Source organism: Brevundimonas sp. (assembly GCF_029945885.1).
Lineage (GTDB): Bacteria > Pseudomonadota > Alphaproteobacteria > Caulobacterales > Caulobacteraceae > Brevundimonas.
This window is the reverse complement of record NZ_JAQSDK010000037.1, coordinates 207,084-219,141: the sequence shown is the minus strand read 5'-3', so window position 1 is coordinate 219,141 and position 12,058 is coordinate 207,084. Positions and strand designations below refer to the sequence as shown.

At 68.2% G+C, this 12,058-nt stretch carries 11 protein-coding genes; 8 read left to right on the top strand and 3 right to left on the bottom strand.

All coding sequences use genetic code 11. The features are described from left to right. Window positions 1–407: 407 nt before the first annotated feature. The 3 genes from PSV00_RS14025 to PSV00_RS14015 all read left to right on the top strand — a co-directional run bounded on the left by PSV00_RS14025 (window position 408) and on the right by PSV00_RS14015 (window position 2,683). Window positions 408–1,199: a hypothetical protein gene (locus PSV00_RS14025; protein WP_300448364.1), complete on the top strand. Its 792-nt coding sequence runs from the start codon at window positions 408–410 to the stop codon at window positions 1,197–1,199. Between the two features lie 252 nt (window positions 1,200–1,451). After that, complete coding sequence (locus PSV00_RS14020) at window positions 1,452–1,967, top strand: thioredoxin family protein (protein WP_300448361.1); 516 nt, start codon at window positions 1,452–1,454, stop codon at window positions 1,965–1,967. A gap of 305 nt (window positions 1,968–2,272) precedes the next feature. Further along, the gene (locus PSV00_RS14015; RefSeq protein WP_300448357.1) at window positions 2,273–2,683 is read left to right on the top strand and encodes a hypothetical protein; all 411 of its coding nucleotides are present in this window, start codon (window positions 2,273–2,275) and stop codon (window positions 2,681–2,683) included. 43 nt (window positions 2,684–2,726) lie between these two features. Here the strand turns inward: PSV00_RS14015 and PSV00_RS14010 are convergent, their stop codons facing one another. Beyond that, a complete protein-coding gene (locus PSV00_RS14010) occupies window positions 2,727–3,554 on the bottom strand; it encodes a hypothetical protein (RefSeq protein WP_300448354.1) in 828 nt (275 codons plus the stop codon). A 203-nt stretch (window positions 3,555–3,757) separates the two neighbouring features. On the opposite strand from PSV00_RS14010, the gene PSV00_RS14005 reads away from it, so the two are divergent. Next, window positions 3,758–4,036, top strand: a complete 279-nt coding sequence (locus tag PSV00_RS14005; protein WP_300448351.1) for a hypothetical protein — start codon at window positions 3,758–3,760, stop codon at window positions 4,034–4,036. 301 nt (window positions 4,037–4,337) lie between these two features. Here the strand turns inward: PSV00_RS14005 and PSV00_RS14000 are convergent, their stop codons facing one another. After that, window positions 4,338–4,685 carry a DUF1428 domain-containing protein gene (locus PSV00_RS14000; RefSeq protein ID WP_300448348.1) on the bottom strand — a complete coding sequence of 116 codons (348 nt, stop codon included), beginning with the start codon at window positions 4,683–4,685 and terminating at the stop codon, window positions 4,338–4,340. A gap of 297 nt (window positions 4,686–4,982) precedes the next feature. Between PSV00_RS14000 and PSV00_RS13995 the strand changes: the two genes are divergently transcribed. Continuing rightward, window positions 4,983–7,502 carry a TonB-dependent receptor gene (locus PSV00_RS13995; protein WP_300448345.1) on the top strand — a complete coding sequence of 840 codons (2,520 nt, stop codon included), beginning with the start codon at window positions 4,983–4,985 and terminating at the stop codon, window positions 7,500–7,502. Window positions 7,503–7,512: 10 nt separating this feature from the next. Next, window positions 7,513–9,210, top strand: coding sequence for an alkaline phosphatase D family protein (locus tag PSV00_RS13990; protein ID WP_300448343.1), 1,698 nt, complete (start codon window positions 7,513–7,515; stop codon window positions 9,208–9,210). 11 nt (window positions 9,211–9,221) lie between these two features. Here the strand turns inward: PSV00_RS13990 and PSV00_RS13985 are convergent, their stop codons facing one another. Continuing rightward, window positions 9,222–9,431: a flagellar hook protein FlgE gene (locus tag PSV00_RS13985; protein WP_300448341.1), complete on the bottom strand. Its 210-nt coding sequence runs from the start codon at window positions 9,429–9,431 to the stop codon at window positions 9,222–9,224. Between the two features lie 152 nt (window positions 9,432–9,583). Here PSV00_RS13985 and PSV00_RS13980 point away from each other — a divergent pair, with 152 nt between their 5' ends. Next, entirely contained in the window at window positions 9,584–10,114 is a 531-nt protein-coding gene (locus PSV00_RS13980) for a hypothetical protein (RefSeq protein WP_300448338.1), read from the top strand. A gap of 84 nt (window positions 10,115–10,198) precedes the next feature. Then, a complete protein-coding gene (locus PSV00_RS13975) occupies window positions 10,199–11,944 on the top strand; it encodes an ATP-binding protein (protein ID WP_300448336.1) in 1,746 nt (581 codons plus the stop codon). The last annotated feature ends 114 nt before the right edge of the window (window positions 11,945–12,058 follow it).

Below are 12,058 nucleotides of genomic sequence, written 5' to 3'. Positions count from 1 at the left end.
GGGCTTAGGGCTTGGGGCGATGGTCCCTTGTCATCCCGGCCGACGCGAAGCGGAGAGCCGGGACGGGACAGTCCCCCCACCCCTCTCCCGGAAGCCGCGCAGCGGGTGTCCGGGAGACAGGCAGGGCGGCCCTCAGTTCTTTTGATTTCCAGCGTTGTGCGGGCGGCCACCCTGCTCCCGGCTCAGCCCTGCGGGCTGTCCGGGAGGGTCAGGGAGCGTCTCGACGCGTCCCGGATAGCGCCTGCGGCGCTTCCGGGATGACAAGGACCGGCGCTCGCTGTTGAGGATTGTCCTCCCTCGCCCTGTACCGCCTGAGTCCCGGATCGTACCGGTCCCGGCGTGACAAACCGGGCCAGACCGGGACAGATGCGACCGTTGCCGACGTGGGCGGATGGCATCCTGCGCGCATGACCCAGGACACGGTTCGCACCCGCAGAAACTTCCCGGCCGAGACCTGGGCGGTCGTGCGCGACGCCTATCTGGGCGGGGAGACCGCCGAGTCGATCGGCCGGCGCCTGAATATGTCGGTCAATACGATCCGCAAACGCGCCAGCCGCTGCGGCTGGACCCACGCCGCCCACGCCAAAGCCATTCAGCGCGCCTGTGAAGAGGGCCCCACGGCCCCGATCGACCTGGCCCGGGCCCGGGACGCCGCCGTCGCCCATGCCGCCGCCCTGCTGGGCGAGGGCCGCGCCCTGGAGGCCAGCGCCATCCTGAGAGCCGCCGAGGCCCTGGGGCGGGCCGGCGGGGGCGAGGCCGGCGGGCTCACGCCCGGGGCCGACACGCCGGAGGCGGACGCGGACGCGGAAGAGGTGCTGCGGCAGATATCCGACCACATCGATCAGATCGCCATCGAACGCGCCGGCCAGCTGGCGCTGGACCTGCTGACCGACGAGGGCCCGCCCCGGGCCGTCTACAGCGCCTTCGCCTTCCGCTGGCGGGCGCGGGTGCTGGGCCCGGCGGTGGCCCTGGCCGACTATGCCCGGGGCCTCCAGGGCGGCTGGGCCAGCCGCTACTGGGACGCCGAAGGCCGGTTGATCCCCCAGGACCCGGTGCCGCCGGCCCCCGACCCGCGGATGGTGCGCCAGCATCTGCGGCTGTGCCGGGGGGTGGCGGGGGACGATGAGGGGGGCGGGGACTGGGAATGGCCGCCGCGGGACTGGGAGGCGGAGGGGGAAGGGGAGGAGTCACCGGGCTGACCCGGGGGCGGGGCGAGCCGGGGTGCGCTGGAGCCGAAGGCGCGGGGGCGGGCGCAGGGGGCACCCTGCGCCGGCAGCGGTCATCGGCATGGCCGCCGATGTCAGACATGCGGCCTGCCGTTTCCCTGCGGATCGAGGGTCCGGCGGGCGCGGCCGCTTGACCCGCCAGGGAGTCCGGGGCGAAGAAGCGTTCGGCACGGGGCATCGGGCGAACGCTTGTCGCCGACCACACCGTCCGGGGGAGATTGCCAGGTGAAACAGGTCTTGTTGATCGTCGCGGCGGTGCTGGCCGTGACGGCTTGCGCGTCCGTCCCGGCCCCTGCGCCGGCACCCGGGCCAGAGGCCCGCCCCTATCAGGAGAGCGACACCGCCTCGGCCGAGGTGGACGCGGCGCTGGCGCGCGCCCGACAGTCGGGCAAACGGGTTTTACTGGTGATGGGGGCGAACTGGTGCAGCGACAGCCGCGTTCTCGCCGGTTGGCTGGCCACCGACCGGTTCGTTGACCTGATCGAACGCCAATACGAACTGGTCTATGTGGACATCGGGATGCCGGGCCCGGACAGACCCAATGTGGGGGTCGCGCGCCGCTTCGGGGTTCCGGAATTGCCGGGCTCGCCGAACGTGCTTGTGCTCACGCATGACGGCGCTCTGGTGAACCCGACGACCGCAACGACGTGGCGAAACGCCGGGAGCCGCACGGCCGACGCGATCTACGATGAGTTGGCGACCCTGGCCGATCTGCCGGCGTCGCCCGGCAATACCGACTGACCGGGCGACGGCGGTCAGACATCGCGACGTGCGCTTTGGCGACAGGGAAGGCGGGCCCGCATCCAGGGAACGGGTGGCTGCGCGTAAGGCGATCGGCCTTTGCCCCGGCTCCCGGGCACCAGTAGCCGGCAGGCCGGGGACAGGCTGGGCCGTGTCCGTTCCGCGCCATAAGCGGTCATTCACTGAGCGCCGGAAACACGACAGTCAGCCATGCCGTCTGAGCCTGGGAAGGTCCGCTTTCCGGTTCGATGCCTTTGGCCGCTTCCGACCCTTAGCGGACATCCAGAAACGTGGTTAGATCAATCATGGCCATCCGATGGATCAGCTTGATCGCGCTTTGCCTGACACTTTCGTCGTGCGCGGCCCCCCGCTTTGATGGCTCCACTCGGCAGTTTTCAGGTGTCTGGCTCTACGAGTTCGAAGGCTCGACCTTTGTCGAAGGTGCAACCGAAATACCTGCGCACCGTCCACCTTATGAAAAGACGGACTGGCTGGGCTGGCCCGTTGACCAGTCGCGTCTGGAAGAACTTCTGGAAGAGAGCACCGAAGATCGAGACTGCCATGTGGTGCAGCCGATCTTGGTGACCTTCGTCGGTCACCGGACGAACTACCCTCTTGGCGGCGCGGGCCACATGGGCTTGTGGCGTTCAGAGGTGACGGTGCACCGAACGATCTCGGCTGAGCGGCTCGGCCCGTCCTTCTGCTACGAACACTGACCCCCCAAGCGACCGTCCGCTCCCGACCCATAGCGGACCTTTGCTATCGCATTGTTTCCCACGCGACCGACGCTGGCATGGGCGTCCCGGAGGCATAGGTGGTGAACACCGCCAGAACCTCTTCGAAGGTGAATGTCAGACGTGACCGGTCCTTGGGTTCGACCGGTCGTTCGGACCTCGCTGCGCGGAAGTGAAGACCTTCATCTCCATCGCGCATTTCAATGATGAAGCCCCCATCCTCCCATGCGGTCTGTAGGTAGGTTTCGGGAGCCGATGCCAGCACGGCGAACCCGTCCGGGCCAATCCCAAGCAGGGCTTCGTGAATGACGTCCGGCGTTACGCCGCCCGCATGATCTTCACCGTTTACCGTAAGGACCAATCCTGAGAAGTCGGCTGCTGCGGCTGGTTGCGCTCGGCGAGACTGGTCCGATTTCGTTGCGACCTCTTTGAGAAAACGGACGAGGGGTTCCGCTTCACGGCGGAGCACGTGCTTTGCCCACAAAACAATCACGCAAATGAGGACCCAAAACCCCGCAACGAACGCAACGCCGCCAGTTAAGGGCATCATGGACAGGCAGAAGACCATGAACGGCGTCAGTGCCACCAGCAGCAACACGCCATTCAGGTCTGACCCTGCCCGCCCCGCGATGCGGGTCCCCCAAGTGCTCCGGGAAATCCAGCCGAGTAGCATCGGGCCATGCCGATCAAATGCGCTGAACCATAAGCAGACGACAGGGCCGACCACCCAGCCTCTCGCGCCGTCCTTCATATCGAACCAATCCTTGCTCCGGGAGCGGATCAATTTTTTCAGCTCAGAAGGTGGCAGGGAGGACCTTATGTCGAACGGATAGCCAAAGGGCTGAAACGTCATGAACTTCCTCGGTCCAACCCGTTCGGGGCTTCGGCAGCATACGCTTCCATGCCGCCCAAGTTCGGCAAACAGTAGCGGCTGTCTCGCTATCAGCCAACGTCCGCTAAAGCCCCTCAGGCGAAGGTCGGCTCCCGACCCATTGCGGACCTTAAGGGTCAGTGAGAAGCTGCAGATGGTGGCCGATGCCACCGGTTAGCGAAATTATGAAAAACAAATCAGGCCGTTCAATCTGGTTCAGACGCTACTTCGGCAGCTTTAGCTATTATCCGTCCACGCTTGAGGGCCTCGCGCTCCTTCTGGGGGTCGTGGCGGCTTTGCTTGGCCTTCCCTACGGATGTGGTTGGCTAATCAAAGCGAACTCGATGGCGGGGCTGGCAGGTTTGGTGTTTCCGTTGCTTGGACTGGTGGGTTACGCCCTGCTTCCAGTCATTGTCGTGGGCTTTCTTGTCATCGCGTATCGCCACAGCGGACCGCCGGATTAAGCAGTCCATCTGGTATCGGCTACGTCCGCTAACCCCCCATAGCGGACTCCAGGCGTGTCTGCTTTCGGGCGACCCGGTGAGCCCGCCCCCTTGATGCCGAAACGCGGACTGTCCCAAGGTCCGCCGTGAGTCAGGAGCCGAACGCGCCCGGCCCTCCGGTCATGCCGGTGCACACCGGGCGAGCGCGCCAGGACCTTCCCCTCCACCGCTGCGCGGTCCCCCTCCCCATCGGAGATGGGGAGGAGACGGGGACGGTTGCCGTCTCGTGACCCTTCTCCCTCAAGGGGAGAAGGAAGCGCTGTCAGCCGTCGATCAGCACCTCGAAGCCGCCGTAGATCATGCGTTTGCCGTCGAACGGCATCTCGGTTGAGGACAGGCGGGGGTCGGCCATCACCTTTTCCCAGCCGGCGTCGCGGGTGGCCTTGTCGGGCCAGGTGATCCAGCCGACGGCGACGGTTTCGCCGGGCTGGAGCTGGACCGCCTTGTTGAAGTCGGTGAGCTTGCCGTCGGGGATGTCCTCGCCCCAGGTCTCGGTGACGCGGGTCGCGCCATGGTCCTTGAAGACGATCGTCGAGGCGCGGGAATGGTCCAGATACGCGTCCCGGTTGGCCGTGGGCACGGGGATGACGGTGATGTCGAGGAAGGGCATCGGGGGTCTCTCCTTGGGGCGCGGTCGCTCGCGGCTTGAGCGCGGGGCGGGTTCGGCGGCGGTTGGCCGGGATATTCAGACCCCGGCCGGCGCGGCCGTCAAGACGACTGGCCGGGGGGGCATTCCTGTTGGGCCGCGGTCACAAGGCTCCGCCTTGTCGACCCGACGCGGCCTGGACGTACCCTGACCAAATGTCATTGAAGCGGAAACGGAAGTTCATCCGGGGGTCGTCGGAGTGTCGCTGTAGCGGCATACGGCGACGCTAGGTCCGGCCTCTACAGTGGAGTGGGGGATATCATGGCTGACCGACGCAATTTCCGGATGACTCTTCTGGGCGCGACCGCCCTGGTGGCGGCCTGTGCCGGCGCGACGGGGGCGATGGCCCAGGACGCCCGCGACGCCCAGGCCGCGACGTCGGTTGACGACATCGTGGTCACGGCCCAGCTGCGCGCCCAGGACCCGATCGAGGTGCCGTTCGCCCTGACCGCCTACAGCGGGTCGTTCCTGGCCGATCTGGGCGTGCAGGATTTCGAACAGCTGTCGGCCTTCGTGCCCGGCTTCCTGGTGCAGAACCAGTCGCCGAACAATCCGGGCTTTGTGATGCGCGGCATCACCTCGGACTCGGGTGACTCGACGGTGGAGCCGCGGGTGTCGGTGTTCCAGGACGGGGTGTCGATCTCGAAATCGCGCGGCTCGTTCGTCGAGCTGTTCGACATCGAGCGGGTCGAGGTGGCCAAGGGGCCGCAGTCGACCCTGTACGGACGCGGGGCCCTGATCGGGGCGGTCAACATCATCCAGAACCGCGCCGACATCGACGGGCTGGACGCCGCGGCCCGGGCCGGGTTCGGCAGCGAGGACTACCGGATGGTCGAGCTGATGCTGAACGCCCCGATCGGCGACGGCGCGGCGATCCGCTTCGCCACGCGGATGAAGACGCGCGACGGCTATGTCGACAATCTGACCGGCGGGCCGGACCATGACAGCGTCGACACCCGGGCCTACCGGCTGTCGGGGGCGTTCGAACCGAACGACGCCCTGCGCATCGACATCATCGGCAACTACCAGGCCGACGCCAGCGCCGGCACCTCGTTCAAGTCGCGGGCCTATCTGCCGCAGGACGCGACGACCGGGGCGGTGCTGGGGACGTCGGAGCCCTGGACCGGGGCGGCCCTGACGCCGGGCGGGAATTTCGACGGCGGCAAGAGCCTGGGCCTGGACCGTGAGGTCTATGGGGTGACCGGCCTGGTGCGGTATGATCTGTCGGACAGCCTGACGCTGAACGCGACCACGGCCTGGCGGCGGTTTGACTCGTATGAGACCTTCGACGCCGACGGGATTTCGCTGCCGCTGCTGACCGCGGCCGAGGACGCCGAGGGCGAACAGTGGAGCCAGGAGCTCCGCCTCAACTATGACAGCGGCGGCCGGGTCTCGGCCTTCGTCGGGGCGGGGTATTTCAGGGAAGAGGGGGCGCAGCGGGTTCCGGTCGAGTTCGACGAGCGCGTCGCCCTGGCCCAGTTCGCCGGCTATCTGGACGGGTCGCCCGCGAGCCTGAACACCACCCTGCCGCTGGCCGCCTACGGCAGTCCGGCCCTGCTGTATCCGCTGCTGGCCGGGTTCGGCGTGCCCGCCCCGTTCATCCCGGGGATCGCCGCCAATCTGAAGCCCAGCCACATCGAGACCGCGACCAACGCCAGCGAGCTGGAATCCTTTGACCTGTTCGGGGATGTGACCTTCCGGGTCACCGACCGGCTCGAGCTGGCCGCGGGCGTCCGCTATACCCACGACGACAAGACGTCCGGCTATGCGGCCAGTATCGACAACGGTCGTTCGGTGCTGGGCTCGCTGCTGGCGCTGGGGGCCATCCCGCCGGCGGGGCAGCTGGCCTATCTGACCGCCCTGGCCACGCCGGGGGCGGCCAATGCCCCGGTGACCGCCGCCTTCCCCCTGTTCGGCCTGACCTTCCAGCCGACGGCCGGGAACGGATCGACGGTCACGCGGGACCTTGAGGACGACGGCTTCACCTGGCGGGCCACGGCCCGCTATGCGCTGTCGGACGACGCCAGCGTCTATGCCAACTATGCCCGCGGTCGCCGGCCCAAGGTGCTGGCCGCCAGTGCCCCCGCCGCCCCGTTCGCCGCGCCGCGCTTCACCGAGGTCGATGCCGAACAGGTCGACAGCTATGAGGTCGGGGCCAAGGCGGCCCTGCTGGATCGCCGCCTGCGGCTGGACGGCGCGGTCTATGCCTATACCTACGAGAATTTCCAGACCACGGTGCAGCAGGGCACGGTCTTCGTCACCACCAATGCCGGCAAGGCCGAGTCCTACGGCTTCGAGGGCCAGGCCAACTGGTCGGTCAATGACTGGTTCGAGCTGTTCGGCACCTATGGCTACAACCACTCGCGCTTCAAGGCCGGCATCTATGAGGGCAACCATTTCCGGCTGTCGCCCGACAACCGGGCCTCGGTCGGCCTGGTCTGGACCATCCCGGTGGGCGGCGGGGCCTTCGAGATCCAGCCGACCTACACCTGGCAGTCGGAGGTCTTCTTCGATGACAACAACGACCGCACCGATCTGCAGACCCGAAATTTCGTCGCCGACGCCGCGGTGGACGAGGTGCAGGAGGCCTACGGCCTGCTGAACCTGCGGGTCCGCTATGCGCCGGGCAGCCAGAACTGGGCGGTCGAGGCCTTCGCCGACAACCTGACCGACGAGACCTATTTCAAGGACGCCGGCAATACCGGGGACGGCCTGGGCCTGCCGACCTTCATCGCCGGCGCGCCGCGGATGTACGGCCTCAACCTCAGCCTGCGCTACTAGGACAGACCGGATGACCCTCGATCGCCGCAGCCTGCTGGGATGGTTCGGGGCCGGGGCCGCCGGCTCGATGGCCGGGCCGGTCGCGGCCGGGACCAACCCGTCCGGCGTCAGCTTCGCACACGGGGTCGCCAGCGGCGACCCCATGCCCCGGTCGGTGGTGTTCTGGACCCGGGTCACGCCGGCGGACCCCGCCGCCGGAGACATCGAGGTGGTGCTGGAGGTCGCGACCGACGCGGACTTCAGCCGGATCGTGCACCGCTCCAGCGGCCTGCGGGCCCGGGCCGGGCGGGACTTCACCGTCAAGCACGACCTGGACGGCCAGGGGCTGGAGCCGGGGACGGACTATCACTACCGCTTCATCGCCAACGGCGTGACCTCGCCGGTCGGCCGGACCCGGACGCTGGCGCTCGGGGCGCTGGCCGAGGCCCGGCTGGCGGTGGTGTCGTGCCAGCTGTATCCGGGCGGGCTGTACAATGCCTATGACGCGATCGCCCGGCTGGAGCAGGTCGATGCGGTCGTCCATCTGGGCGACTACATCTATGAGTACGGGGCCGGGCCGGACGACTATGGCATGGAGACCGGGGCGGCGTTGAACCGTCTCCCCGATCCGCCGCACGAGATCGTCAGCCTGGACGACTATCGACGCCGCCACGCCCAGTACAAGAGCGACCCCGACCTGCAGGCGGCGCACGCCCGGGCCCCGTTCATCTGCGTGTGGGACGACCACGAACTGGCCAATGACACCTGGAATACCGGGGCACAGAACCACCAGCCGGACACCGAGGGTGAGTTCGTCACCCGCAAGGCCGCGGCCCTGCGCGCCTATTTCGAATGGATGCCGATCCGCGAGCCCCTGCCCGGCACCATGGGCGAGGCGATCCAGCGGACCTTCCATTTCGGCGACCTGGCCAGTCTGATGATGGTCGAGACCCGGCTGCAGGGCCGGATGCGGCAGCTGAGCTATGGCGCGGACATGGGCTTCAGCGCCGGTCCGGACGGTCGGCCGGTGCCGGACGTCGCGGCGTTCGAGACGCTGCGTCAGGCGGAGGACCGCGACCTGCTGGGCCCGGCGCAGCGGGAGTGGCTGGGGCGCGAGCTGGCCACCTCGAAGGCCGCCGGTCGGCCGTGGCAGGTGCTGGGCAACCAGGTGGTGATGGCGCGCGTCGCCGGCCCCGACATCGCCGCCATGGCGACGCCGGAGGCCGTGGCCGGGATGCTGGCCGGCCTGTCGCCCGAGATCCGCGCCCAGGTCGAACAGGCGGCGGTGCTGTTCAGCCACGGCCTGCCATTCAACCTCGACAGCTGGGACGGTTATCCGGCCGGTCGCGAACGCCTGTACCAGACCTTCAAGGCGGCCCGGGTCCGGCCGATCGTTCTGGCCGGCGACAGCCACGCCTTCTGGGTCAATGAGCTGAAGGACGCCGCCGGTGAGGCGCGGGCCGTGGAGTTCGGCACCAGCGGTATCTCCAGCCCGTCACCCGGGGATGCGCTGGGAGAATTTCCGCTGGGGGCCGCCCTGGCGGGGACCAATCCGGAGGTGGTCTTCTGCGACCAGACCGCCAAGGGCTTCGTGCTGCTGACCCTGACGCCCGCGGCGGCGCGGGCCGAGCTGATGGCCGTCTCGACCATATTGTCCCGGCCCTATGACCTGCGGACGCTCAAATCGTACACGCTGGACGCCGGGGCGGCCGGTCTGACCGAGGGCTGACGCCCGACGGATCAGGCCAGCATGTCGAGCAGGGTGCCGGTCATGGCGTCGGCTGTCTTGAGCACGGCGACATTGGCCTTGAGCGCGACCTCGGACTGGAGGCGGTCGACGATCTCTTCGGCAAGGTTGTCGAGCGGGGCGGCCGCCGTGCGGCGGGCGCTGGCGTCGAAACGGGCGGTGGCGGCGGCGATACCGCCGGCGGCGATGGCGAAGGACTGCATGATGCGGCTCCCGGTGTCGTGACGTCCACTGTGGCCGAGGCGGACTGAACAGGGTGCCAACAGGCTTGGTGAACGGGCGAGCGCCGTTCGGCGAATGGACTCGCGCGGCACGGCACGGCATCCTGACGGCAACGCCGTCGGGGAGTGCCGCCATGATCAGCCTGGGCCATCTGAAACGCCGTCTGGGCCAGTATGCCGCCCTGTGGGTCGGCGGGTTTCTGCTGACCGGCGCGGCGGTGCTGGCGGGGCTGGTCTTCACCGACCTGATGGTGGCGGTGGACATGGTCCTGCCCGCGACCCTGACGGCGGTGCTGCTGACGATGGGGGCGGGTCTGGTGCTGAGCCTGATCTCGGGCGAGACGCCGGGGACCAAGCTGATCCTGGCGGTCCTGGCCCTGTTGCTGGTCCTGCCGCTGCTGTGGGGACCGATGTCGGCGGCGGTGGTCCTTGCCTTCGTGCTGGACCGGTCGATCGAATATTCGCAGACCTATGCCGCGGTCCAGATCGGCATTTCCCGGCTGCTGATGCCGCTGACCGGCTGGATCCTGGGCGGGGCGCTGGTCGATACGGTCTGGGCCTTCTTCCAGGGCGTGGCCTCGGTGGTCGGGGTGGTCTCGGCCTGGGTGAAGCTGTGGCCGCTGCTGCGCCGCCTGCTGGGGCCGGAGCCGGTGCGCGAGGTCTGAGTCTGCTGCCCGCCGGGGCGGCGGAAGCGTCTTAATCATGGCTTCACTGCCCGTGGCGCATGACAGGGGCAGCTGAGGATTGTGATGAATCTTTCCGTACTCGGTTTCGATGCGGCGTTCGATCAGACCGCCGTCGAGACCCGCAACCAGGCCGGCTCCCGCATCGTTATCGGCGTTCTGGTGTTTCTGACCGGCCTGACCGCCATTCCGCTGAACGCGCTGCTGGTTTGGGCGGCGATCTATCTGGTCGGCGACGGTGCCTTGTGGGCCTCCACCGATCCGCGACGGCAGGCGCGCCGACCGCTGGTCTTTCGCAGCTTGCGGCTGTTCGCCACCGGCGTGTCGACCAGCGCCTGGGTGACGATCGGCTGGCTGTGGTGGTGGACGCCGGGGGAGACCGGCCGGGTCGTGGCGGTGGCCCTGCTCAGCGGCGTGCTGCTGTATGTCGTGCGCGGCTGCCATCGGTCACTGATCCAGATGGCGACCACCGGACTGCCGCCGGCGGTGATGTTGCTGGCCCTGCCGTTCACCGTCCCGAATTTCACCCGGGAGGTGGGCCTGATCTGGTCGATGGCCCTGCTGGTCGCCTTTGCCGTCAGCTCGGGGGTCAACGCCTGGAAACTGCACCGGGCGTTGCTTGTGACGAACCAGGCCCTGCTCGACAAACAGCATGAGGCCGAGGCGGCCAGCGTCGCCAAGTCGGAGTTCCTGGCCAATATGAGCCATGAAATCCGCACCCCCCTGAACGGGGTTCTGGCCATGGCCCATGTGCTGAACGACGCCGACCTGCCGCCGCGTGAGCAGGAGGCGACGCGCCTGATCTGTGCCTCGGGCGAGATGCTGGAGCGGCTGTTGTCCGACATTCTTGATCTGGCCAAGGTCGAGGCCGGTCAGCTGGAGATCGAGGCGGCCCCCTTCCAGGCGGGCGACCTGGTCCGAAGTGTCGCGGCCCTGAGCCGGCCCAAGGCCGATGAGAAGGGCCTGCCGATCACGGTCGAGATCGATCCGTCAGCCGACCGGACCTATCTCGGCGACGCGGTCCGCGTCCGGCAGGTGGTCCTCAACCTGGTGTCCAATGCGGTGAAATTCACGACCACGGGCGAGGTGCGACTGGCGCTGAAGACCGGGGCCGAGGGTCAGTTGTGTTTCGATGTCGCCGACACGGGCGAAGGCTTCGATCCGGCAGTCAAGGCGCGGCTGTTCGACCGGTTCCAGCAGGCCGACGGCTCGATCACCCGTCGCTTCGGCGGCAGTGGCCTGGGTCTGTCGATCTCGAAACACCTGGCCGAGATGATGGGCGGCGTGCTGGATTGCGACAGCACCCCCGGCACCGGCTCGGTCTTCTGGTTCGCGGTGTCCCTGCCGGTCGCTGACGCGCCTGGACTGATGGCCGAGGCCGAGCCCTCGCCCCCGTCGATGTCGGCGATGCGGGTTCTGGCCGCCGACGACCACCCGACCAACCTTCGCGTCGTCGAGATAATTCTGAGAGGTGCCGGTATCGAGGTGACCTCGGTCGTGAATGGTCTCGAGGCGGTGCAGGCCCACGCCGTCGGGGCCTATGACATGATCCTGATGGACATGCAGATGCCGGTCATGGACGGCATGACCGCGGTCGCACAAATCCGCGCCGCCGAGGCCCGGACGGGCGGCCCACGCACCCCGATCATCATGCTGACGGCCAACGCCATGCCCGAACATGTGAGGGCCGGACGGCTGGCCGGGGCCGACGCCCATCTGTCGAAGCCGATCACCCCGGCGTCGCTGCTTGGGGCGATCAGCAGCGTCTCCGCCGGACGCGCGCCGGTCGCGGATATCGCCGAGGCCGTCTAGACGGTCCGCACGCCCCCACCGGCCCGGCGTGGGCACCGCCGCGCCCTGTTCCGGGCGGTATGGGGAAGGGTCTTGTCCGCCGCAAACATGTGATGCGGGCGCAGGACCTTTATT

Coding starts and splice junctions, on each gene's coding strand:
- PSV00_RS14025 (WP_300448364.1), top strand. CDS start 408: ATGACCCAGGACACGGTTCGCACCCGCAGAAACTTCCCGGCCGAGACC.
- PSV00_RS14015 (WP_300448357.1), top strand. CDS start 2,273: ATGGCCATCCGATGGATCAGCTTGATCGCGCTTTGCCTGACACTTTCG.
- PSV00_RS14010 (WP_300448354.1), bottom strand. CDS start 3,554: ATGACGTTTCAGCCCTTTGGCTATCCGTTCGACATAAGGTCCTCCCTG.
- PSV00_RS14005 (WP_300448351.1), top strand. CDS start 3,758: ATGAAAAACAAATCAGGCCGTTCAATCTGGTTCAGACGCTACTTCGGC.
- PSV00_RS14000 (WP_300448348.1), bottom strand. CDS start 4,685: ATGCCCTTCCTCGACATCACCGTCATCCCCGTGCCCACGGCCAACCGG.
- PSV00_RS13995 (WP_300448345.1), top strand. CDS start 4,983: ATGGCTGACCGACGCAATTTCCGGATGACTCTTCTGGGCGCGACCGCC.
- PSV00_RS13990 (WP_300448343.1), top strand. CDS start 7,513: ATGACCCTCGATCGCCGCAGCCTGCTGGGATGGTTCGGGGCCGGGGCC.
- PSV00_RS13985 (WP_300448341.1), bottom strand. CDS start 9,431: ATGCAGTCCTTCGCCATCGCCGCCGGCGGTATCGCCGCCGCCACCGCC.
- PSV00_RS13980 (WP_300448338.1), top strand. CDS start 9,584: ATGATCAGCCTGGGCCATCTGAAACGCCGTCTGGGCCAGTATGCCGCC.
- PSV00_RS13975 (WP_300448336.1), top strand. CDS start 10,199: ATGAATCTTTCCGTACTCGGTTTCGATGCGGCGTTCGATCAGACCGCC.